Source organism: Mesorhizobium sp. ORS 3428, from assembly GCF_001854785.1.
In the GTDB taxonomy this organism is placed as follows: domain Bacteria; phylum Pseudomonadota; class Alphaproteobacteria; order Rhizobiales; family Rhizobiaceae; genus Mesorhizobium.
On the sequence record NZ_MDFL01000110.1, the window covers coordinates 1 to 22,465 of the forward strand.

The 22,465-nt window shown below is 66.0% G+C and carries 17 protein-coding genes; 8 read left to right on the top strand and 9 right to left on the bottom strand.

What is annotated here, in order from left to right; all coding sequences use genetic code 11:
• Window positions 1-40 precede the first annotated feature (40 nt).
• The 3 genes from htpG to groES all read right to left on the bottom strand — a co-directional run bounded on the left by htpG (window position 41) and on the right by groES (window position 4,163).
• A complete protein-coding gene (gene htpG / locus ORS3428_RS11120) occupies window positions 41-1,936 on the bottom strand; it encodes a molecular chaperone HtpG (RefSeq protein ID WP_071097457.1) in 1,896 nt (631 codons plus the stop codon).
• A 230-nt stretch (window positions 1,937-2,166) separates the two neighbouring features.
• Window positions 2,167-3,795: a chaperonin GroEL gene (gene groL, locus ORS3428_RS11125; protein ID WP_071097459.1), complete on the bottom strand. Its 1,629-nt coding sequence runs from the start codon at window positions 3,793-3,795 to the stop codon at window positions 2,167-2,169.
• 53 nt (window positions 3,796-3,848) lie between these two features.
• Window positions 3,849-4,163 carry a co-chaperone GroES gene (gene groES / locus ORS3428_RS11130; protein WP_071097462.1) on the bottom strand — a complete coding sequence of 105 codons (315 nt, stop codon included), beginning with the start codon at window positions 4,161-4,163 and terminating at the stop codon, window positions 3,849-3,851.
• A 648-nt stretch (window positions 4,164-4,811) separates the two neighbouring features.
• On the opposite strand from groES, the gene ORS3428_RS11135 reads away from it, so the two are divergent.
• Entirely contained in the window at window positions 4,812-6,248 is a 1,437-nt protein-coding gene (locus ORS3428_RS11135; RefSeq protein ID WP_071097464.1) for a hypothetical protein, read from the top strand.
• A gap of 96 nt (window positions 6,249-6,344) precedes the next feature.
• Here the strand turns inward: ORS3428_RS11135 and ORS3428_RS11140 are convergent, their stop codons facing one another.
• Window positions 6,345-7,238, bottom strand: a complete 894-nt coding sequence (locus tag ORS3428_RS11140; protein ID WP_071097466.1) for a hypothetical protein — start codon at window positions 7,236-7,238, stop codon at window positions 6,345-6,347.
• Between the two features lie 311 nt (window positions 7,239-7,549).
• Complete coding sequence (locus ORS3428_RS11145) at window positions 7,550-9,208, bottom strand: acyl-CoA synthetase (RefSeq protein ID WP_071097468.1); 1,659 nt, start codon at window positions 9,206-9,208, stop codon at window positions 7,550-7,552.
• A gap of 284 nt (window positions 9,209-9,492) precedes the next feature.
• On the opposite strand from ORS3428_RS11145, the gene ORS3428_RS11150 reads away from it, so the two are divergent.
• Entirely contained in the window at window positions 9,493-11,049 is a 1,557-nt protein-coding gene (locus ORS3428_RS11150) for a serine hydrolase (RefSeq protein ID WP_071097470.1), read from the top strand.
• Window positions 11,050-11,059: 10 nt separating this feature from the next.
• Here ORS3428_RS11150 and ORS3428_RS11155 read toward each other — a convergent pair whose 3' ends face one another.
• Window positions 11,060-11,995 carry a hypothetical protein gene (locus tag ORS3428_RS11155; protein WP_071097472.1) on the bottom strand — a complete coding sequence of 312 codons (936 nt, stop codon included), beginning with the start codon at window positions 11,993-11,995 and terminating at the stop codon, window positions 11,060-11,062.
• A 184-nt stretch (window positions 11,996-12,179) separates the two neighbouring features.
• Here ORS3428_RS11155 and ORS3428_RS11160 point away from each other — a divergent pair, with 184 nt between their 5' ends.
• Together ORS3428_RS11160 and ORS3428_RS11165 are read left to right on the top strand one after the other, a co-directional pair.
• Window positions 12,180-13,286 (top strand): KamA family radical SAM protein, encoded by a 1,107-nt coding sequence (locus tag ORS3428_RS11160; RefSeq protein ID WP_071097474.1) that lies wholly within the window; start codon window positions 12,180-12,182, stop codon window positions 13,284-13,286.
• Between the two features lie 395 nt (window positions 13,287-13,681).
• On the top strand, window positions 13,682-14,545 hold the full coding sequence (locus ORS3428_RS11165; protein ID WP_083355099.1) for a BA14K family protein: 864 nt from the start codon (window positions 13,682-13,684) through the stop codon (window positions 14,543-14,545).
• A gap of 462 nt (window positions 14,546-15,007) precedes the next feature.
• Here ORS3428_RS11165 and ORS3428_RS11170 read toward each other — a convergent pair whose 3' ends face one another.
• Complete coding sequence (locus tag ORS3428_RS11170) at window positions 15,008-15,706, bottom strand: hypothetical protein (protein ID WP_071097477.1); 699 nt, start codon at window positions 15,704-15,706, stop codon at window positions 15,008-15,010.
• 105 nt (window positions 15,707-15,811) lie between these two features.
• Here ORS3428_RS11170 and ORS3428_RS11175 point away from each other — a divergent pair, with 105 nt between their 5' ends.
• The 4 genes from ORS3428_RS11175 to minE all read left to right on the top strand — a co-directional run bounded on the left by ORS3428_RS11175 (window position 15,812) and on the right by minE (window position 19,373).
• The gene (locus tag ORS3428_RS11175; RefSeq protein ID WP_071097479.1) at window positions 15,812-16,597 is read left to right on the top strand and encodes a helix-turn-helix transcriptional regulator; all 786 of its coding nucleotides are present in this window, start codon (window positions 15,812-15,814) and stop codon (window positions 16,595-16,597) included.
• A 635-nt stretch (window positions 16,598-17,232) separates the two neighbouring features.
• On the top strand, window positions 17,233-18,117 hold the full coding sequence (minC, locus tag ORS3428_RS11180; RefSeq protein WP_071097481.1) for a septum site-determining protein MinC: 885 nt from the start codon (window positions 17,233-17,235) through the stop codon (window positions 18,115-18,117).
• Window positions 18,118-18,288: 171 nt separating this feature from the next.
• On the top strand, window positions 18,289-19,104 hold the full coding sequence (minD, locus tag ORS3428_RS11185) for a septum site-determining protein MinD (protein WP_071097483.1): 816 nt from the start codon (window positions 18,289-18,291) through the stop codon (window positions 19,102-19,104).
• On the top strand, window positions 19,101-19,373 hold the full coding sequence (minE, locus tag ORS3428_RS11190) for a cell division topological specificity factor MinE (protein WP_071097485.1): 273 nt from the start codon (window positions 19,101-19,103) through the stop codon (window positions 19,371-19,373). Before minD ends, minE begins: the two co-directional genes overlap by 4 nt.
• Before the next feature lie 236 nt (window positions 19,374-19,609).
• Here minE and ORS3428_RS11195 read toward each other — a convergent pair whose 3' ends face one another.
• Together ORS3428_RS11195 and ORS3428_RS11200 are read right to left on the bottom strand one after the other, a co-directional pair.
• Complete coding sequence (locus ORS3428_RS11195) at window positions 19,610-21,388, bottom strand: ABC transporter ATP-binding protein (protein ID WP_071097487.1); 1,779 nt, start codon at window positions 21,386-21,388, stop codon at window positions 19,610-19,612.
• Window positions 21,385-22,410 carry a glycosyltransferase family 2 protein gene (locus ORS3428_RS11200; RefSeq protein ID WP_083355091.1) on the bottom strand — a complete coding sequence of 342 codons (1,026 nt, stop codon included), beginning with the start codon at window positions 22,408-22,410 and terminating at the stop codon, window positions 21,385-21,387. Before ORS3428_RS11200 ends, ORS3428_RS11195 begins: the two co-directional genes overlap by 4 nt.
• Window positions 22,411-22,465 lie beyond the last annotated feature (55 nt).

Here is a 22,465-nt window from a genome sequence, read left to right on the forward strand (position 1 = left end):
CCGGCAGGACAGAGGGGGGCGCGAAGGATCACGACCTATCTCACCCTTGCTTCGCCAACCCGCGCTCGATCAGCCTCGCAAGCCGCGCCGAGAAGGCCTTGGCGTCCGCCGGCTTGTCGCCGTCGAGCACCCGCGCTTCGTCGTAGAGGAGATGCGCCGCATCYTCCTTGAAGGCGTGCTCTTCCTTGCCGAGCTTTGCCAGGGCCAGCACGCGCTCGTGCCGCGGGTTGATCTCGAGGATCGGCTTCGCCGCCTTGTCGAGGCGGCCGGCGGCGTTGAGCAGGCGCTCGAACTGACGGTCGGGGCCGTGCTCCGGCGCGACCAGGCAGACCGCGCTCTCGGTCAGGCGGTCGGAAGCCTTGACGTCCGAGACCTCGTCTCCCAGCGCCGTCTTCACGAAAGCCAGAAAGGTCGCGATTTCGGACGACATTTCGGCATCCGGCTTCGCCGTGGTGTCGAGCAACGGGATCTCCGAAAGATCGGCCGCGCCCTGCGTCACCGACTTGAACGGCTTGCCGTCGAACTCCGGCGCGATCGTTGTCCAGAAACTGTCGACCGGKTCGGTCAAGAGCAGCACTTCGATGCCGCGCGCCTTGAAACCTTCGAGCTGCGGTGAGGCCTCGAGCCGGGCGCGGTCGTCGCCGGCCATGAAGAAGATCGCCTTCTGGCCTTCCTTCATCGCGGCGACATAGTCGGAGAGGCCGCTCAGGGCATCGCCGGAAGCCGTCGAACGGAAACGGGCGAGCTTCAGCAGCTGCTCTCGCCGCTCGTAGTCCTCGTAGAGGCCTTCCTTGAGCACGACGCCGAAATTCTCCCAGATCTTGGCGTAGGCTTCGCTGTCGTTCTCGGCAAGCTTGGCCAAGTCGCCGAGCACGCGGTTGGTCACGCCCTTGCGGATCGCGGCAAGCAGCGGGCTTTCCTGGATCATCTCGCGCGAGACGTTGAGCGGCAGGTCGGCGGAATCGACCAGGCCGCGCACGAAGCGCAGGTAGCGCGGCAACACGTCGGCGTCGTCGGTGATGAAGACGCGCCGCACATAAAGTTTCATGCGGCCCTTGCGGTCCTGATCGAAGAGGTCGAACGGGCGCGAGCCCGGCACGAAGGCCAGCACGCTGTATTCCTGCCGTCCCTCGGCCCGGAAGTGGATCGTTGAAGCGGGCTCGTCATATTGGCCGGCGACGCTGCGGTAGAAGTCGGTATATTCTTCCGGCTTGATGTCGCTCTTCGGCCTGACCCAGAGCGCGGTGCCGTCGGCGACGTCGCGCGGCTCGGCGCCCGGCTTCTCGACAAGCGTGATCGGCACCGGCACATGGCCGGAATGCGACTTCGCCAGCCCCTCGAGCCGGTACGGCGTGGTGTAGGAGGTGGCGTCGTCCATCAGGTGCAGCACGACGCGCGTGCCGCGCTTCGGCGCTGAGGCAAGCGGTACCGGCGCGATCTCGTAGGTGYCCTTGCCGTCGGACGACCAGCGCCAGGCTTCCTCGCTGCCGGCCTGGCGGCTGATGACGTCGACATGATCCGCCACCATGAAAGCGGAGTAGAAACCGACGCCGAACTGGCCGATGAGTTGCGAGTCCTCGGTCGCCTTGCCGGCCTCGACGCGCTCGATGAAGGCGCGCGTGCCGGAACGGGCGATCGTGCCCAGCGCCTCGGCCATCTCGTCGCGCGCCATGCCGATGCCGTTGTCCTCGACGGCAAGCTGCTTGTTGTCCGGATCGGCGGAAATGGTGATGCGCGGCTTGGCGTCCTCGCCCAGCAATTCGGGGCGGGTGATTGCCTCGAAGCGCAGCTTCTCGCAGGCGTCGGCGCCATTGGAGATCAGCTCGCGCAGGAACACGTCCCGGTCGGAATAGACCGAATGCACCATCATGTGCAGCAGCCGCGAGACGTCCGCCTCGAATGTCCTGGTTTCAGCCTGTTTGGTATCCGTCGTCATTCCAATTTTCCTACGTAGTCCACATTGCCCGTCGCGCCGCAGCGCGTCGAAGATCCGTCGCGGAGTGCTTTCTCGCTTTTCCAGTTCTTGTCAATTCGGAAGGCTGGCGTTCCTTCGCGTCCCCTCTGGCCGGTCCGTCCTCCGCCGCAACAGCGCTGCAGAGGACGGACCGGCCATCCCCCGCAAAGGGGGGACGGCCTGCGTCGGCTGTGTGCTGGTTCGCCGGCGTCTTAGAAGTCCATCCCGGCGCCGCCGGGCATGGCAGGTGCCGCTTCCTTCTTCGGCTTCTCGGCCACCATCGCTTCCGTGGTGACCAGCAGGCCGGCGATCGAGGCGGCGTCCTGCAGCGCGGTGCGTACGACCTTGGCGGGGTCGATCACCCCCTGGCCATAGAGATCGCCGAACTCGCCGGTCTGGGCATTCCAGCCGAAAGAGAATTCAGCTTTCTCGCGCAGCTTGCCGACGATGATGGAACCTTCGGCGCCCGCATTCTCGGCGATCTGCCGTACCGGCGTTTCCAGCGCACGGCGCACGATTTCGATGCCGGTTTTCTGGTCGGAGTTATCGGCGATCGCTGTGTCGAGCGCCTTGGCGACCCTCAGCAGCGCCACGCCGCCGCCGGGCAGGATGCCTTCCTCGACTGCGGCGCGGGTCGCGTGCAGGGCGTCGTCGACGCGGTCCTTCCGCTCCTTGACTTCGACCTCGGTCGCGCCGCCGACGCGGATCACCGCGACGCCGCCGGCGAGCTTGGCCAGGCGCTCCTGCAGCTTCTCGCGGTCGTAATCCGACGTGGTCTCCTCGATCTGCTGCTTGATCTGGGTGACGCGCCCCAGGATGTCCTCCTTGCGGCCGGCGCCGTCCACGATGGTGGTGTTCTCCTTCTCCACGGTCACCCGCCTGGCGCGGCCGAGCATGTCCAGCGTGACATTCTCGAGCTTGATGCCGAGATCCTCGGAAATGACCTGGCCGCCGGTGAGGATGGCGATATCCTCCAGCATCGCCTTGCGGCGGTCGCCGAAGCCCGGAGCCTTGACGGCGGCGACCTTCAGGCCGCCGCGCAGCCTGTTGACCACCAGCGTCGCCAGCGCCTCGCCCTCGACGTCTTCGGCGATGATCAGCAGCGGCTTRCTGGACTGCACCACAGCCTCCAGCACCGGGAGCATGGCCTGGAGATTGGAGAGCTTCTTCTCGTGGATCAGCAGGTAGGGCTCCTCGAGCTCGACGCGCATCTTGTCCTGGTTGGTGATGAAATAGGGGCTGAGATAGCCGCGGTCGAACTGCATGCCTTCGACGACTTCCAGCTCGGTCTCGGCGGTCTTGGCTTCCTCGACGGTGATGACGCCTTCGTTGCCGACCTTCTGCATCGCTTCGGCCAGGAAGCGGCCGATCTCGGCATCGCCATTGGCCGAGATGGTGCCCACCTGGGCGATCTCGTCGTTCCGGGTCACCTTGCGGGCATTGGCCTTCAGCTCGGCCACGATTGCCTCGACGGCCTTGTCGATGCCGCGCTTGAGATCCATCGGGTTCATGCCGGCGGCAACCGCTTTCGCCCCCTCCCTGACGATCGTCTGGGCGAGAACGGTCGCGGTGGTGGTGCCGTCGCCGGCGACGTCGCTGGTTTTCGAGGCGACCTCGCGCACCATCTGCGCGCCCATGTTCTCGAACTTGTCCTCGAGCTCGATCTCCTTGGCGACGGTGACGCCGTCCTTGGTGATGCGCGGGGCGCCGAACGACTTGTCGATGACGACGTTGCGGCCCTTCGGACCGAGCGTCACCTTCACCGCGTCGGCGAGGATGTTGACACCGCGCAGCATGCGCTCACGGGCGTCGGAATGGAACTTCACTTCCTTGGCAGCCATTGGAACACTCCTTCAACAGGCAGCTTTCAATAAGCGGATCGAGTTGGGCCGGCTCAGGCTGCTTTTTCCAACGCGGATGTCTGATCGATCACACCCATCACGTCGCTTTCCTTCATGATGAGCAGGTCTTCGCCATTGAGCTTGATCTCGGTGCCGGACCACTTGCCGAACAGGATGCGGTCGCCGACCTTGACGTCAAGGGGGATGAGCTTCCCGCTTTCGTCGCGCGCGCCCGAACCGACGGCGATGACTTCGCCCTCCTGCGGTTTTTCCTTGGCAGTGTCGGGGATGATGATGCCGCCGGCCGTCTTCTCCTCGGCCTCGACACGGCGGACCAGAACACGGTCATGCAACGGACGGAACTTCATATCGTTCTCCTTCAGGACAAACAGATTTTGAGAGGTTCCTCCACTCCGGACCGGAAGGACCGGAGCGGGGCTCGCGATCCTTTCGGCGTCGCGCATGTGGATTTGGTTTTGCCTTTTTGGGTTTCAAGAGGCTRCAAAAAAATTTTTGGCACTCGCAACAGCCGAGTGCTAGTTGTCTGAAAACATAGGCTTAATCAGAACGAGGACCGCGTTTTCCTCCGGGATCAGCCCGGCTCGGATGCTGCGCGTCCGGTTCCCTATCTTTTCAGCGGAAYGTCCAGCAGCGCGAGCGACATMTCGGCAGCAGGGCGAAGGCTCTCTGYGTCGCGGCTGTTCCTCCTCCTAGGTGGGGAGATGTCGGGCAGGACGAGGGACGCCTTGCCCTCCGATCTCCGCGACATACATCATGGCAGCGCTCTCTCGCTTGTCCGATCTCGGTCGACTGGGAAGGGCGTCGGAGAGGTCAAAAAAGACACTTGCCGCGGTTGGYAGAGGTGGTGCTGGCGGAACATCGCGCAAGCGTCTGGAAAGGCACGATAACCTTAATTTATTCCTTCTTTTGGAGAGGGTTCCCGTCCGTGACATAACACGATAAATTAGCAATTTGTTAAGTAATCGCCCGGGAGCGAGTGTAAGGGGTGTACCGTGATGAACTTCAAGTCCCTGWTCAAGCGTGCCGAAAACGTAGACAAGGAATTTCAGGAACTCCAGGCGGATCTGGCCGAGGCTTTCGAGGAATGTCTTGCGGCTGACGAAGAGACGTCCCAGGAGGAGTATGTGGACGCCGACGAGGCGTCGGCGGAAAGCGGCAAGGATCCGCAGGGCGCAGGCCTGCCCGATGCGGCGTCGCCACGGCTGACGCAGCATACCCAGACGCGGCTGGCGGCCCTGGAGGCCGTCGCCGGGCTCTTCCACGACGGACAGAGCCACCTGGAAGAGATCGAGGCGAGGTTGGCCGAGATCGCCACCGCGCATCAGATGACGCGCGAGGTCCTGAACGTCCTGCATCGCGACACCCTGCGCGCCAATGAGCTGGAGCTGGCGAACGCCGCTCTGGCCTCGGAGCACAAGAGCCTGACGGAACAACTGCACGATGCCGCGCGGAAGCAGCGCGAACGCGACGGCGCGGCAGAGGCCTGGCATCAGCGCGAGGCAAGCCTTGTCCAGGACCGGGAGTCGCTGCGCGAGGCGCTTGCGGCGGTGCGGCTCGAACTGGTCRAGATGGGCAATGAGAGCGCCAGGCGCGAGGCGGAGTTCGGCGAGATCGTCAAGGCGCTGACCGCCAAGACTGTCGAAGCCGACCGGCGCGCCGCCGAGAACAAGATGCTGCGTGAAAAGCAGGTCGGTCTTTCGGTGGACCTCGAGCAGGTGCAGAAGCGCGAGGCCGAAGCTAGGCACAAGTTCGACGAGTTCGYGGCGACCCACGCCAATGAAGCCGCGCGCATTGCCGACCTTATGGCCCAGCTCGGCAGCCACGAGAAGGAAGAGGCACGCCTGCAGAAGTCGCTGGAGACGACGCACACCAGACTTGCCGAAGTGACCGAGGCGGCCCGCATCGCCGAAAGCGATGCCGCGGCCGAGCTGGCGCGGAGCCAGGCGGAACTGCGTGGCTTGCGTTCCGAAATCCAGGAGCTGYAAGCGCGGCTGGAGCACGCCTCGAACGACAAGACCGAAGCCGCGGCCGAGATGACGAGGCTCAAGACGCAGTTGAACGATGCGGTGACCGAACGGCAGATCGCGGAGGAAAGGCTGGTCGTTCTCAGGAACGAGAGCGAAATGGACAAGAAGAACCTGTCGCTCGTCAGCACCAATCTTTCGCAGCTTTCCCTGCAGCAGGCATCCGAGCAGATCCAGCTCGATATCCAGAAGCAGGAATGCGAGGACCTGCGCGCCGAGATCGAGACGCTCAACGCCCGCATCAAGGAGCTGCTGCCCTATGAGCGCCTGCATCGGGTGACGGATGCAAGGRCCCGCCAGGACATTGCCCCCATAACCAATGGGCATGTCCCCAATGGGCACCTGGTTGAGCCGGTGCGGCCCATTGCTCGGCGCCGGCGCAACATAAGGACGGCCGCGGCAAACTAGGGCCATTCCAGGGGAAGGCCTGGCCGCTTCTGTCCGGAATTGCGCTAATCAAGGCTGGGGCAGTGCAGCGCGTCAGGAATTGAACCGCGCCGAGGCCTATTTGCCGGCCATGTGGTCGGCAAGCGTTTGCGCCTGGGCAAGCAGGGCAGGGAAGACCGAGTCGGCCGGCAGGCGCTCGCCCATGCAGGCGCGATAATCGTTGTCGCCTTTCTCCCAGGCGGCATTGGCGGAATCGTAGGCCTGCTGGTCCTTCAGGTCCGAGCCCTGGTAGGTCTCCTGGAATTTCTGGGCGGTCGCGTCCGCCGCGGTCCAAAGAGCCTCGCAGGCGGCGATCTTCGGAACGGCGGGTGCCGCGGGCGCCTCGGCGATAAGGATACGATCGCCCTTGACGATCGCGACGACGACCTGCTGGTCGTAGATCGGCCCCACGTCCTGCGTCCAGCCGCCGAGCCGCGCGATGGCGATGTCGGCGCCCTCAGGCTTCTTCACCGAAAAGTCGAGCGTCTTGACGAAGGCGGCGTCGCTGCCGATGGCCTGGGTGTAGAAAGCGTCGAGCTTCAGCGCGTCGTCGATGCTGGGGGGCAACCTTAGACTTTCATCCTCCTCGTCAGCCTTGGACTGCAGCCAGCGCTCGGCGAGCCCCCGCGTCGTTGCCACGATGCTCGGGCCCTCGTCACTTTTGGCGTATCGCAGCCCGTCGAGCATGCCGTACCCGACATCGGAGGGGCTGAGGCTTTGGAGGTTGATCGTGCCGGCTGCCGGAAAATCCTGGACCGCCAGGGGCCCGAGAAGAGCGGAAAGGCGCGCTTCGAGATCGGCCAGCGCCTTGGTGTTGGTCGCATCGAGCGTTTCCACTTGAGCGTTCGAGCTTTGCAGCGCCGCGATGTCGGAAATCGCCTTGTCGCGCGCGGCGATATAGTCGTCCTCCGGCGAGGCCGCCAAAGCCGCGCCGCTCGCGAGCGCGAAGAGCAGCGTCCAGATCAACCGCATCGCAAAACCTCCCACCTTCGGTCTTATTCAGAAGACAATGCGCACCGCGCATTTGAAGACAAGATCGGGCCAAAAAAAGACCGAGCGCTAGCTGCAACGAAAGCCGGCAAGACGCCGGCTTTTCAGAACTTGGGTTCCTCGCCCCCGCCAACGGCGGGGGGAGAGGTGGCCGCGAAGCGGTCGGAGAGGGGCCCGCGCCATCGGAGGGCTTTCTCTGAATTTCTAAGGGGCGGCGCCAGCCCCCGCTCCGTCGCGGCTGCGCCGCGCCACCTCTCCCCCACTTTCGTGGGGGCGAGGAAATAACGCCCCGGTCACCCCTTCCGCTTCTCGACCTCCGCCTTCCTCAGCAGAAACCGCTGGATCTTGCCGCTCGGCGTCTTCGGCAGCTCGCTGACGAACTCGACCTCGCGCGGATAGGAATGCGCCGAAAGCCGCTTCTTCACATGCTGGGCGAGCTCCTCGGCGAGCGCCTCGCTGCCCCGGTAAGCGGGCGCCAGCACCACGAAGGCCTTGACGATCTCGGTGCGCTGCGGGTCGGGCACGCCGACCACCGCCGCCTCGTTCACCGCCGGATGCTCGATCAGCGCGCTTTCGACGTCGAAGGGGCCGATGCGGTAGCCGGCCGAGGTGATGACGTCGTCGGCCCGGCCGATGAAGGAGACGGAGCCGTCCGGCTCGTATTCGACCGTGTCGCCGGTGCGGTAATAGCCGCCCGAGATCGCCGGCGTCTCCGCCTGGTGGTAGCCGTCGAACCAGCGCAGCGGCGAGTTCGCGATGTCGACCGCAAGCACGCCGGGCTGGTTGGGGCCGAGCTCGTTGCCGGCCTCGTCCAGCACGACCATGCGGTAGCCCGGCATGGCAAAGCCGGCCGAGCCCGCGCGCACAGGATGCGCCAGCCCATGATGGTTGTTCACCATCATGCCGTTCTCGGTCTGGCCGTAATGGTCGTGGATCGGGGCGGCGAGGTGGGCGTCGAACCAGCGGATCACTTCCGGGTTGAGCGGCTCGCCGGCGCTGCTCACCACGCGCAGCTTCCCCTTGACGCGAGAGGCCGCCTCGGGCCCTTCCGCCATCAGCAGGCGATAGGCGGTGGGCGAGCCGGCCAGGCTCGTCACGCCCAGCCGCTCGATGATGTCGTAGGTACTTTTGGCGTTGAAGGCGCCTTCGTAGAACGTCGTGGCGATGCCGAGCTGCAATGGCCCGGTGATGGCGTAATAGAGCCCATAAGCCCAGCCGGGATCGGCGATGTTCCAGAACACGTCGTCGGGTCGGAGCCCGATCGCGTCGCGCATATAGGCGCCGAAGGCGAGCAGCGCGCTGAGCGGCACCGGCACGCCTTTCGGGTGCCCCGTCGTGCCGGAGGTCGACATCATCATGAACAGGTCGGAACCCTGGCGCATCACCGGTTCGCAATCGGGGGAGGCGGCCGCAATCGAGGCGTGGAAGTCGATGTCGCCGGCGGGCAGCGCGTCGCCGGGAGCGAGGATGGTCGCGACGCGCGGATGGTTCTCCACCTCGTCGAGCTTGCCGCGATTTGCGGGGTTGGTCACCACCAGCTTCGCCCTGCTGTAGCTCAGGCGATGCTCGATCGCCTTCGGCCCGAAGGCGGTGAACAGCGGCTGGTAGACCGCGCCGAGGCGCCAGGCGCCGAGGATGAGCGCCACCAGCTCGGGAATGCGCGGCAGCATGCCGGCAACGACATCACCGGCACGGACGCCGAGATCCTTGAGCAGATTGCCGACGCGGCCCGACATGTCGGCGAGATCGTCGAAGCTGTATTCACGCAGCTCCCCGCTGGCCGATATCGCGCGCAGCGCCCGCCGGTTTTGTCCCGTATAGCGGCCGCAGCATTCGACATAGGCGTTGATGCCGGTCGCCGGATCGCCCTCGAGTCTTGCGATCTCGTCCTCGATGCGGAAGCGCTTGACGGCATCTTCATAGCGCGGCAGCGCCGTTGGCATTTCGGTCATTGCAATCCTCCCTGGGCGGCGGATCATCTCTCGATGACCGCCGTCGAACGAGATTGCCCGAAAACGTGGCGCCGGTCGATTGCAGCGAAAGTCGACAGTAACGCAGGCAGCGAAATCGCACTCTACAGCGCCCGCTCTGTCCTGGCGGACAGAGGGCCGAAGCGATGCGACTTGCCGGGCTGCCGCGAGGTTGCTTCGAGCTATTGCCGCTGCAGGCGAGGCTTGGTCCCGTCAGTGCCGGCCTGTACAATCGCCAGGTGAGTGTAGGGAGGGGAGGCACGAGCATGCGGCCCGATTGGAGTGTCTGCCATTTGAGGATTTGGGCCTTCGTCGCCGTGATGGCGCTTTGGCCCAACCCGTCATCGGCCGACGCTATCACGCCCGAAAGGATCACGGTCGCGCTGTCGAAGCTCGACACGCTGGCGCAGGGTGCTATCGCGGACGGTGCCGTGCCCGGTCTCGCCATTGCGGTCGTTCACGACGACGAGCTTATCTTCGTTAAAGGGTTCGGCCTTCGCGAGGCCGGGAAGCCGGACGCCGTCGACGCCGATACCGTGTTCCAGATCGCCTCGCTCTCCAAGCCCGTCTCCGCCACGGTCGTGGCGGCGCTGGTGWGCGGCGGGATCGTGTCCTGGGACTCGAAGATCGCCGACCTCGATCCGGGCTTCCGGCTAGCCGATCCCTATCCAACCAGCGAACTCACCATTCGCGACCTGTTCGCGCACCGCAGCGGGCTTCCAGGCACCGCCGGAGACGACCTCGAGGATATCGGCTACGACCGCGCCACCATCCTCCATCGCCTGCGCTTCGTGCCGCCGTTGTCGAGTTTTCGCGCCGGCTACTCCTACAGCAATTTCGGACTGACCGAGGGTGCTGCCGCTGCCGCCAGCCCGACCGGCAAGTCCTGGGAGGAGGTCGCCGACGAAAAGCTCTATCGTCCGCTCGGCATGGTCTCGACCAGCTCCCGCAATGCCGATTTCATCAGGCGCGCCGATCGCGCGGCGCTCCATGTCAGGGTCGATGGTGCCTGGACCGCCAAGATCAAGCGCGATCCGGACGCGCAGGCGCCCGCCGGCGGCGTCAGCTCCACCGCGCGCGATCTCGCGCAGTGGGTGCGCCTGCTGTTGGGCAACGGCGCCTATGCCGGCAAGACACTGATTGCTGCCGAAGCTCTGAACCAGACGCATGTGCCGCTGATGACGCGAGGCCGGAATCTGGTCTCCGGCGCCGAATCCTTTTACGGCCTTGGCTGGAATGTCGAGTTCGGCCGCCACGGCCTGAGCTGGGGCCATGCGGGCGCCTTCAGCGTCGGCGCGCGCTCGCTGGTGACGATCTTTCCGAACGAGAAGCTCGGCATCGTCATCCTCGCCAATGCCTTCCCGACGGGCGTGCCGGAAGGTCTCTCCGACAGCTTCGCCGATCTCGTCTTCGACGGCAGAGTCGAGAGGGACTGGATCAAGGCCTGGGACGCGATCTATGCCGGCATGTTCGGTCCGGCGGTAGAGGCAGCCAAGGCCAGATATGCCGCGCCACCATCGCCGGCGCGGCCGGCCGCACCGGCCAGCGCCTATGCGGGCCACTACGCCAACGACTTCATCGGCGACGCGGTCGTATCGGGTGGGGGAGACGGCCTTGTACTCAAACTCGGGCCGGCCGGGGCTCGCTCCTATTCCCTGACGCACTACGATGGCGACCTGTTCCTGACCTATCCAGACGCCGAGACGCCGGACAAGCCGACTGGCGTGAGCTTTCTCGTCGGCCCCGATGGCAAGGCATCGGCGATGACTGTCGATTTCCTCGACGACAATCATCTGGGCACGCTGCGGCGCCTGGGCGACTAAAGCAGTGGGCTCAGGACGGCTGGCCGTACTGGAGCAGTTTGAAGCAATCGCCGCTGCCCGACTTTGCCTGCGTGAGCACAGGTTTCGCCCGGTCGAGCCATTCCTGATGCGACCTGGCATCGGCTTCGATCGCGTCGACCGGTGCCAGGCTGACGAAGCCGCGCCCATGGCTGAAAAGCCAGCACGCGCGGCCGAGATGCTGCCTGGCGCGCTGGCGCAGAAGGTCGGTATCGTAGAAGATGTCGAGAACCTCCTGCTTGATCTTGCGCTCCTTTTCAGGATCGGCGATCGCGGTTTCCACCGGCACGCCCCCGATCGCATCCTCCAAGTCCTTGTAGTCGAGCGCGAGCTGGGTGGTGGCGTATTTGATCTCGCTTTCGTCGCGCACGATGTCGAACCACAGCCTGGGATCGAGTTCGTTGACGACGAACGAGGATTCGAAATCGCGCGACAGGTTCAGCAGCTCGAAATCGCGAATATCGACGTCGCGCTCGACCAGCAGGATCTTGGCGACCTGCTTGCCGAGCTCTGCCCCATGGGCGCTGACGGCGGCGTTCTTTCCGCCGTGTTCCGGGCTGATGTAAGCCCCGCCTTCATCGAGCAGTTCATCGAATTGACCGAGCGACTGGATGACGGGGGTGCCACGGGCAACGCGTGCGGCGAGTTTGGCGAGAACTTGCTGCAGCTCCGCCTCGCGTCTGCGCTGGTCCTGATAGTTTTGCTGGAAGAAGAAGATGAACAGCGAAACCCCGATGCCGATCAGGATCACGCCCAGCTGCGAAAAGGTATTGCGGTAATATTCCAGCAGTTTTTCGCGGTGGCGCATATCCTTGCGCACGCTGTGGGCGACACTGAGGTTGACGATCAGTGAAAGGATCAGCAGTCCCGTGCCGACCAGGACGAGCCCGCCGATGAGAAGGTAGCCATGGCCTGTGTTGAGATCCATTCGCGTCGTCCCCGAAGCCCCGGACAGCTGAGATTAATTCGATTTCGCGCAAACGCCTATCGGCAGGAAGACTGAGAACRCAGAAGCGATGTGGCGCCGAGCAGCGAGGGCGCGGCAAACCGCGGCGGTTGACCCCGCCGTCCATCCAGCCGATATCCCCCGCAAAACTGTCCCGAGACCTTCGATGACCGCAGACCTCAAACAACCAGCATCCGCGCCCGATGCCGCCTGGCAGGACGATGTCCGTGCCGGCGTGCGCCATGTGCGCGACCTCGCYGCGCTGCCGCTCTCGCCGGCCGAGCGCGCCGCGGCGCAGGCTGCCGCCGCCGCGCACAAGGTGCGCGTGCCGAAAGCCTATCTGGACCTGATCGACTGGAACGACCCGAACGATCCGATCCGCGCGCAGGTGATCCCGTCGCCGCAAGAGCTCGTCGCCGCCGAGGGCGAGCTCGACGACCCGATCGGCGACCACGCATTCAGCCCGGTGCCGCGGCTGACACACCGCCATGCCGACCGCGTGCTCCTGTTCCCCACCTATCAATGCGCAGTCTATTGCCGCTTCTGCTTCAGGAAGGAGTCGCTGACCTCGATCGGCCGCGGCTACACGCGCGAAGCGCTCGAGCCGGCGCTGGCCTATATCGCCGGGCACAGCGAGATCCGCGAGGTGATCCTGACCGGCGGCGATCCGCTGTCGCTGCCCGACAAGGCGCTCGCAGAAATCCGCGCCCGCATCGAGGCGATGCCGCATGTGCGGTTGCTTCGCATCCACACCCGCGTGCCGGTGGCGCTGCCTTCGCGCATCAYGCCCGGCCTGGTAGCGGCGCTGCAGGGCAGGCTGATGGTCACGGTGGTCACCCATTTCAACCATCCGCGCGAGATCACCGACGAAGCCGAGGCGGCGTGCCGGGCGATGCGGCAGGCGGGCTTCGTGCTGCTCAACCAGAGCGTCCTCTTGAAGGGCGTCAACGATCACGTCGATGTGCTGGACGAACTCTGCCGCGAGCTGATGTATCGGCTGGGCGTCAAGCCCTATTACCTGCACCACGGCGACTTGGCGCGCGGCATGGCGCACCGCCGCACCACGATCGCCGAGGGCCAGGCCCTGGTCGCGCAGCTGYGCGCCCGGCTCTCCGGCATCTGCAATCCGACCTATGTCATCGATTTGCCCGATGGCGGCGGCAAGGTGCCGCTCGCCCCCGAACACATCGAGGGGCGGGAAGGCGAGACATGGCGGATTCGCGGCCAGGACGGAAAGGTGAGGGCGTACAGGGAGGTGGTAGGGGACATCTGACGCGTGGGCTTGTCGCCGCTCGGCGGTGGCCCGGCAGCCTGTTGGGGGCAGCTAGTCGGCTGCCGGGCCTGACCGGCGTACGTTGGGTGGCCGCCGGCCGAAGCAACCATCCGACCGGCGTGCTTCGATGGCACCATTTGATCGAACGATCGGTGCTCTTTTCGTCCGTTCGCACGATGTAGTGCCCCGGAAAAAGTCCGACACTGTCATCGATCCGTTTGGATCCTCATAAGTCCCTAATAGTCCCTAGTTTCCTTGAGCCCCGCCCGGTTCTCTCCAGGGCCTGCGGGGCTCTCCCGTTCTCGGCCCAAGGCCGCGCCGCGACATTGTCCTTTTCCTGTGGGAACCGGGTTCGACGCCTCGCATTCTATGAGCGGGGCTTGAAGGAGCGCAGCGTGAAGGCACTGTTGGGTATCGTCGGCGGCTTCGTGCTGACATTGGCCGTGTTCGCCAGCGGGCTCGCCTTCGCCGTCTGGCTGCTGGCCGCCAAGCCGGTGCGCCAGGCAACGCCCGCGATCGGCGTCTCGGAACTCTGGACCAAGGACGCCCGGCCGGTCGATCCGGCGAAACAGAACCTCGAGCGCATTCCCGCCCAGCAGGCGGCCGGCGCGCCGGCCAAGCCTGACGAGACTGCCAAGGCGGACACGGGCGCRCAGACCACGGCCGTGGCAACACCGCCGCCCGCGCCGCCGCGCCAGCTGCAGCCATTGCCCGATGTCTCCCAACCAGGCCAACCTGCGCCCGGCGCCAACGCGCCCCAGCCTTCGCAGCAGCCACCGGCCCAGCAACAGCAGGCGCAACTGCCCGCCGCCCATCTCGAATGGTGCGCCAACCGCTATCGCAGCTACCGTCCGGAGGAAAACAGCTACCGCTCCTACAGCGGCGAACTGCGCCCGTGCATCTCGCCCTATTTCGATCCGGGCAGCACGGCGTCGACCGATGGGCGCCAATCCGATCAGGCAGGGGTGAACGATCAGGTGAATGATCAGACCGGGATGATTGGCCAGGGCGAGGTGAACGACGACCAGGCCGAGATGGAAGGCTACGCCACCACCAGGGACGGCTACGCCACGACCTATGGYGGCCCGCCGGAGGAGATCGCGCCCCAGGATCAGCCGTCCGCGGCGCAGACTCGGCGCGAAGGCCGGCAGATGTCCGGCGACCATATCGCCTACTGCTTCAGCCGCTACCGCTCCTACGATCCGCAGGACAACACCTACCAGCCTTACGACGGCGGCCCGCGCCGGCAGTGCGAGTAAGGGCGTCCTTGCCTCACTTTCGTCCGCAGCCTGGATAAGCGCCGCGTTCCTTCGCGCCCCCCTCTGGTCTGCCGACCATCTCCCCCACGAGGGGCGAGATTGGATGTCGCGCCGGCTTTCGCCAATCTCCAGCGTTGAACGAAAAGCGTCGTCACCGAAGGCTGCCGATCTCCCCCCAAGTGGGGGAGATGTCCGGCAGGACAGAGGGGGGCGCTGTCCCGCCGGCTTCTCAGTGGTTCCTCGCCCCCGCGAGAGCGGGGGAGAGGTGGCCGCGAGGCGGCCGGAGAGGGGGCCGGCGACGCTGGTGGGGTTGCTCTGCATTCTTCGAGGCCTGCGCCACTCCCCCTGTCCGTCTCGGCTTCGCCGAGCCACCTCTCCCCCATTTCATGGGGGCGAGGAACTGTGCCGAAGCGCGTCAGCGAGTTCCCCTTCTGCGTCTCCGCGTAGCCACGAGCAACCTTCTCACCTCCGCGCAGCCACAGCCAGCCAGATCATCCACGCCAGGCCGAGCACCCAGGAAAGCACGATCGCGACCGACTGCGCCGGCGTGAAACCTTGCGTGCCGGCAATCCAGCCCTGCGCCAGATAGGCGAGGCCGCAAAGGCCCATCAGCCAGCCGACCGGCCGGGAAATCCAGGCGGTGCGGGCGACTGAAGCCGCAAACAGCAGCAAGGCGAGCCCCATGGCAAAATCCTGGTAGCTGCGCATTCCCCATTCGAGCCAGCGGATCGCCTCGGCGCTGGCGAAGCGCGCCGCCTTCTCGGCTTCCGGCGCGCTTGCCCAGGCGTTCACGGCCTGCTTCAGCGCCACACCGTCGACCGCCTGCAGCGCGCCGTAGAGCGCCAGCGCCGCCACCGCCACGGCTGCGCCCACGCGACCGAGCCAGCGCGACGGGCCGTCCTCTTGATCCAATGCAAAGGCAAGCGCGACCAGGCCGACCAGCAGCATCGCCATGCCGGCGAACTGGCCGAGATGCACGGCGCCCCAGATCGCGTTTTCGGCATAGGTGGCGAAGATGTGATGATGGTCGTTGGCATCGCCGCCGGCGTGGAACTGCGTAACGACGATATAGAGGATCTGCCCGCCAAGCAGCAGCCGGCAGGCGAGGCTCAGCAGGTTGCGTGGGCTGTCGGATGGTTCGGTGAGGCGATTGGTCGACATGTCTTGGCTCCATTTATCGAGGCGGCGCGCCACATACCTGTCCGCGCCTTCGCTGGATTGAACGTAAGGGCTGTCGCTATTCGCGATTCATGCCATACCAAGRCGATGGGGATTGCGGGCATCGGCAGGATCATCTTCTGGACGGGAGGCAGCCTGTGGATCGGACAGGCACTCGCACCGAGCGAACTGCACGCACACCACGCCTTGCAGGTCGGCATCGCCTTGTCGGACCGCGTCGAGTTTCGGACGAACGACGCCGCGCCATGGCAGGCCTATGCTGCCGCGTTCATCCCGCCGGACCTGCCGCACACCTTCCAGGCGCCGGGCCGGATGATCGCGCATCTGTTCTGCGCGCCGGAATCCGCGCTCGGCCGCGGCCTGATCGACCGCTTCGGCAGCGGCCGCATCGTCGCCGTGCCGCCGGGCGAGATCGCGCCGCATGCGCGGGCGCTGCGCTTGAGGTTCGACGCCGGCGATGCGGATGAAGAGCTCGAGGCGGCTGCGCTCGAAGTGCTCTACGCCCTTTCCGGAACCGTTGCGGCAAGCGAGGTCGATCCGCGCATTCTGAGCGCCACGGCCTTCATTGCCGCGCGGCTGGCCGAGCCGCTCGACCTCGAAACCGTGGCCGACCATGTCGGCCTCTCCGCCGGGCGCTTCAGGCACCTGTTCGTCGAGGAGACAGGCATTTCCTTTCGCGCCTATCTTTTGTGGACCAGGCTCAACCATGCGCTGGAGCTCGGCTATTCCGGCGCCTCCTGGACCGACGCCGCGCACGCCGCCAACTTCGCCGACTCCGCGCATTTGAGCCGCACCGCCCGCCGCACCTACGGCATCGCGCCGAGTTCCATGCGCCAGGTGCTGCYGGTGACCGCGACCCCGATGACGGCTTAGGTTCGAACGATTTCCTCGCTCTTCGTCGAGGGCGAGGAACATGGAGAAGCCGGCGGCTCWGCAGTCTCTCCAACTGCATGATAAGAGGGGCCGCCAATCGCCAAGCTCCGCGCCGCCCCTCATCCGCCTGCCGGCACCTTCTCCCCGTATAGTGACGGGGAGAAGGGAGCTGGCCCGTGCCCTTGGCGCCATTTGCTCCAACGCAGGCGATTGGCGAAACCGGCGATGAGAGCGCGCCTCTCCCCGTCACTATACGGGGAGAGGATGCCGGCAGGCAGGTGAGGGGCAGCGCAAACGTTCGAAAGCTTGTGTTCCTCTCTCCCCCCACTTGCGTGGGGCCTAGGAAAGAGAGCCTCAGCCCGCCACAACCTCCCCGGATTCATCACATTCGCCGGATCGATCATCGCCTTGACCATCCCCGCCAAATCCGGCTTTGCYGGGGTCGGCGCGGCGCTGATGCGCCTCCGTCGATCTTCTCAGTAGTGAGATTGGCGACGCCGGCTAAAAGGCATAGTGGCCCTCTCGCCACAAAACTTAGCCGCGCCACCTCCTTAACGGCCTCCATCGCCAAAATTAACCATTTGTTAACCATTCGGCCGGCACCCTTTAACCATTGAGTAAGGATTCGCCTGGCCGTGACCTTCGCCGCCCCCCTGCACAACAAATCCATCCGCTTCCGCGCCCGTTCCTTCGTGGCCTTCACGCTCACCCCTGAGGCGCCGATTGCCGACTGGCTGGAGGGGCTCGATCACTGGATCGGCAACTCGCCGGGCTATTTCAACGGGCGCCCGGTGGTGCTGGATCTGAACATGCTGCAGCCGGGGCCGGAGGAGATTGCCGCACTGGTCGGCACGCTGGCGCGGCGCGGCATCCGCGTCTATGCCATCGAGCTCGAGGGCGCCGAGCTCGGCCCCGATCTGCCGCCGCTGCTTGCCGGTGCCAAGGAGGCGACCGCCGAGGGGCTGCTGGGCWGGGCCGCGCGCAAGGCGAAGGCGGAAGAAATCACGGTCGAGACGGCCACAGTCGAGGATGTGCAGCCCGGCCAGGTGCGGGCACCRCAGGACGAGCTGGCGAAGCTCGATGCGGCGAGCGCGCCAGCGGCCCAATCCCAAACAGCAAAGTCCGAGGCAACCAAGGTCGAGCCGGCGAGGTCGGGGGAGGGCGGCGAACTGGCGCGGCGTGAGCCCGCCGCCGGCACGCTGATGATCAAGGCGCCGATCCGCTCCGGTCAGTCGATCTTCCACCCGCATGGCGACGTTATCGTGCTGGGCTCGGTCGCGTCCGGCTCGGAAATCGTCGCCGGCGGTTCGATCCATGTCTATGGCACGCTGCGCGGCCGGGCGATTGCCGGCTCGGAAGGCAATACATCGGCGCGAATCTTCTGCCGCAAGAACGAGGCCGAGCTGCTCGCCGTCGACGGCTGGTACACCACCGCCGAGGAGATGGAAGGCATCTCGCGCGGCAAGGCCGTGCAGGCCTTCCTCGAAAATGATGCGTTGTGCGTGGTGCCGCTCGGCTGAGTTTTTTTGGGGCGGCAAGCTTCGGACCGGTTTCGAGTGCGAAAGTCTTCGGTGCGTGTCACCCAAAAGTGCGCGGCGGTTTTGGGCAAACGACATGCACCAAACAGAATGAAACAGTCCGCCGTGCCCGGCACGGCCAGTAGATAAGAATCGCCAACGGAGGCTGGATATATGGGCAAGGTAGTGGTGGTCACCTCGGGTAAGGGGGGCGTCGGCAAGACGACCTCGACGGCCGCGCTCGGCGCTGCCGTGGCCAAGACCGGCAAGAAGGTGGCGCTGGTCGATTTCGACGTCGGCCTGCGCAACCTCGACCTCATCATGGGGGCCGAGCGCCGCGTGGTGTTCGACCTCGTCAACGTCATCCAGGGCACGGCAAAGCTCTCGCAGGCGCTGATCCGCGACAAGCGGCTGGAGACCCTCTACCTGCTGCCGGCCTCGCAGACGCGCGACAAGGATGCGCTGACGGAGGAGGGTGTGGCCGAGGTCATCGCTCGCCTCCGTTCGGTCTTCGACTATGTCTTCTGCGACAGCCCCGCCGGCATCGAGCGCGGCGCCCAGCTTGCCATGCGCTTCGCCGACGAGGCGGTCATCGTCACCAACCCGGAAGTGAGCTCGGTGCGCGACTCCGACCGCATCATCGGCCTGCTCGACGCCCGCACCATGAAGGCCGAGCAGGGCGAGCTGATCCAGAAGCACGTTCTGGTCACGCGCTATGACGCGGCGCGCGCTGCGCGCGGCGAAATGCTGTCGATCGACGACGTGCTGGAGATCCTGTCCACGCCGCTGCTCGGCATCATCCCGGAAAGCCAGGATGTGCTTAGGGCCTCCAACCTCGGCTCGCCGGTCACGCTCTCGGAACCGATCAACGGCGCCGCCAAGGCATACCTCGAAGCGGCACGGCGCCTGGAAGGCGAGGACCTGCCGGTGGTCGTCCCCTTCGAGCGCAAGGGTTTCCTCGAACGGCTTCTCGGAAGGAGGGCGGCATGAGCATTCTCGACCTCTTCAAGCGGCGCACCAGCGCGCCGGTGGCGCGCGAGCGGCTGCAGCTGCTGCTGGCCTACGAGCGCCAGAGCCGCGGCCAGCCCGACCTCGTCTCCATCCTGCGCGAGGAGATCATGGCGGTCATCGCCAAGCATGTGCAGATCGACCAGGACTACCTCCAGGTCTCGATGGACCGCGGCGCCACCATGTCGACGCTGGAAATCGACATCCAGATCCCCAACAAGAGCGCCGTGCCGCTGGCCATAGCGGGGTGAGTAGCTGATCTCCCCCCTTGTGGGGGAGATGCCCGGCAGGGCAGAGGGGGGCGCTGTCCCGCCAGCCCTGCCAATCTTCGGCGCAACACGTCCCTGGACTAGTGGTCCTCTAGAGGTGGCAGAGACCGAGGTTGGCGATCCTTCGCGCCCCCCTCTGTCCTGCCGGACATCTCCCCCACAAGGGGGAGATTGGCAGCTTTGGCGCCGCGCCACTTCTGCAACGCCCGGCAAATCCCTCACTCCGGCCGATAAAGCTCATCCATACTAAGCGCCGCCATCTCCGCGAACGGCGCTTGCTTCTTCACCCTGCCGTGCTCCAGGATCACCAGATCGTCGCAGAACGAGATGGTCGAGTGGTGGTGGCTGATGACGATCGTCGTGCGGCGGCCGGCGCGCGATTTCAGCGTCTCGACGATCGCCGCTTCGGAAAGTCCGTCGACCGCGTTGGTGGCCTCGTCGAGGATCAGTATGTCGGGGTCGCGCAGCAGCGCGCGGGCGAGCGCGATGCGCTGCCTTTGCCCGGCCGACAGGTTGACGCCGCGATAGCCGACCACCGTCTGGTAGCCCTGCGGCAGCGTCTCGATGAAGGCGTGCGCCTCGGCAAGCTCGGCCGCGCGGCGCGCCTCTTCCGCGCTGGCCGTGTCCTTGCCGTAGGTGATGTTGTCGAGGATCGTGCCATCCACGAGCTCCAGCTCCTGGCTGGCCAAAGCGATGTGGCGGCGCCATTCGGCCGGGTCGATCTCGCCGAGCGGTGCGCCGTCGACGAGGATTCGTCCCGCATCAGGCTCGACGAAGCGGCAGAGCAGGTTGACGATCGTCGTCTTGCCGGCGCCGGAACGGCCGATCAGCGCCGTCGAGCGGCCGCTCACGATGTCGAAGCTCGCGGCATGCAGCACAGCGGCGCGCTGCTCCTCATTGCCATAGCTGAAGCTCACGCGCTCGAAGGCGATTTTTTTGCTCAAGCCGGCAAAGGACCGGCTGCCTCCGGGCGGCCTGGGTTTGCCTTCCGGATCGAGCAGCCAGGTCACTTCCTCCAGCGAGCCGGAAAGCCCCTGCACCTGGCTCCACGTCATCTGCAGCGCTCGCACATGCGGCTGCAGGCGGTAGAGCAGGATGAGGAAGGCGGCGACCAGCGGGAAGCTCAAGCCGGCGAGCCAGGCGCCGATCACCACCGCCAGGAACAGCATGGCGTGCAGCACTTCCGTCAGCGGCGCCAGCGCGCCCTGGCGGCTGGAAAGCCGGAAGGCCGCGCGCCGCACGCCGTCCGATGCCTTCTCGAACGCAGCTCTCTCCCTCGCTTCCTGGCCGAAGATGCGGATCAGGCGTCCGGCATGCACCAGATGCAGCATCTGCGAGGCGAGCGCGCTGTTGCGCGCCGCCACGCTGCGGCTCGGTGCCCTCAGATGCGCCGACAGCGCCATATGCGCCGCCTKCACGAGCGCCAATCCCAGCATCACCAGAAGCGTCATCTGCCAGGAGAGCAGCAGCAGGAAGGCGAGCAGGATCGCCGCCGCCGAGGCGCTCACGATGGCGCCGAGCATCCCCTGGATGGCGTCCGACGCCCGCCAGGATTCGTTGGAGATGATGTTGAGCAGCCGCCCGGGACTTTCCTTGAGGAAGAAGGGATAGCCGACGCTGAGCAGGCGCTCGGCGAGCGCGCCGCGTATCGCCTGGCCGGCCTTGCCGTAGATATGCGCAGTCAGTACCGAATTGGCGAAGGCCAGCAGGTTCTTCAAGACGATCGAGCCGAGGATCGCGGCCGAGATCGCGATCAGCCGCTCGCGTTCGCCAAGCCCGGCGCCGACGTTCTGGAGGAGGGCGGAGAGGCCGGCCATGCCGGTCGCGTCGCCATGCCCCATGATGATGCCGAGCAGCGGGATGATGAGCCCAATGCCGAAACCTTCGAGCGCCGCACTCGCGAGCCCCAGAGCGACGACGACGGGCAGCAGGCCGAGCTGGCGGCGGCCGAGCGCCCGGCGCAACATCGACGGGGCGGGGGCTTTGGCTCCGGTCATTGYGCGCCGGCCTCCGCACTGGCCTCGGCGGCTTCCTTGCTCGGCTGCGGTTGCTGTTCCGGCCGTCCGGCAAGCGCCAGAAGCGCGAACTTCGCCGCGCCGGTGATGTTCATCAGCACGATCGGCCAGTGCGACAGCCTGAGCTCCTGGTCGAAACGCGGCCCGCCGGTCAGCTCGCGCATGGCGGCCCGCACCGCCCAGTAGAAGTGGCGAAGCAGCCAGGGCGCGCGCCGCATATGCTTGAGGCAGAGCGCGCCGTTGCCGAAGTGATAGTCGCGATACAGCCGGCCGATCGCCTTGCCGTCGCGCCTGCCATGGTGGTGGAAGATCGTCATGTCGGGTACGTATTCGACCGGCATGCCGGCAAGCATGGCGCGCACGAGATAGTCCGTGTCCTCGGCCGAGCGCAGCGCCCCGCCGGCGCCGAAGCGTTCGTCGAAGGGGCCGATGCGGGCGGCGACGTCACGATGCATGGTCATGTTGCAGCCAAGCACGAAGCCGCCGGGATGGACGGCGCGCGTCAGCCGCTCGCGTTCCTCGCAGCATTTGATGGTGAAGGGCAGGTCCCGCTCGTCGCCGACCTCGACGCGGCCGCCGCGGATCAGCCATTTCTCGCCGCTCGCATAGTGYCGCTGGAGGTCGATGAGGTAGTTGCGGTCGAGCCGACAGTCGTCGTCGACAAAGACCAGCAAGCGCCCGCGCGCCCGCGCCAGCCCGGCATTGCGTGCCGCGGCCAGGCCGGGACGCGTCTCGGCGATGGCCGTCAGCGGGATGTCGGACGTCGCGGCGATCCGCGAAAGATATTCCGCCGTGCCGTCGCGCGAGCCGTTGTCGACCACCACCAGCTCTGCGGCGAAGCGAGGATGGGCCCGGCTGGCGGCTTGGATCGACTCGATGCAGGCTTCCAGCACCGCCACGCGGTCGCGCGTGCAGACAATGAAGGAGACCTGCGGGCGCTGCCTGGGCCAGGGAGGGGCTGGCGGGGCCGTGTGCCGCAGCAGCGGATGGCGCTCGGCATTCATGGCGAGGCCTCGGCGCTGCAGCTGCCGATCGCCCCCCTTGTGGGGGAGATGCCCG

Bases quoted from the DNA above. Each gene is read 5' to 3' on its own strand.
- ORS3428_RS11145 (WP_071097468.1), bottom strand. From the start codon at position 9,208: ATGACCGAAATGCCAACGGCGCTGCCGCGCTATGAAGATGCCGTCAAG.
- minE (WP_071097485.1), top strand. From the start codon at position 19,101: ATGAGCATTCTCGACCTCTTCAAGCGGCGCACCAGCGCGCCGGTGGCG.
- ORS3428_RS11155 (WP_071097472.1), bottom strand. From the start codon at position 11,995: ATGGATCTCAACACAGGCCATGGCTACCTTCTCATCGGCGGGCTCGTC.
- minD (WP_071097483.1), top strand. From the start codon at position 18,289: ATGGGCAAGGTAGTGGTGGTCACCTCGGGTAAGGGGGGCGTCGGCAAG.
- ORS3428_RS11140 (WP_071097466.1), bottom strand. From the start codon at position 7,238: ATGCGGTTGATCTGGACGCTGCTCTTCGCGCTCGCGAGCGGCGCGGCT.
- groES (WP_071097462.1), bottom strand. From the start codon at position 4,163: ATGAAGTTCCGTCCGTTGCATGACCGTGTTCTGGTCCGCCGTGTCGAG.
- ORS3428_RS11170 (WP_071097477.1), bottom strand. From the start codon at position 15,706: ATGTCGACCAATCGCCTCACCGAACCATCCGACAGCCCACGCAACCTG.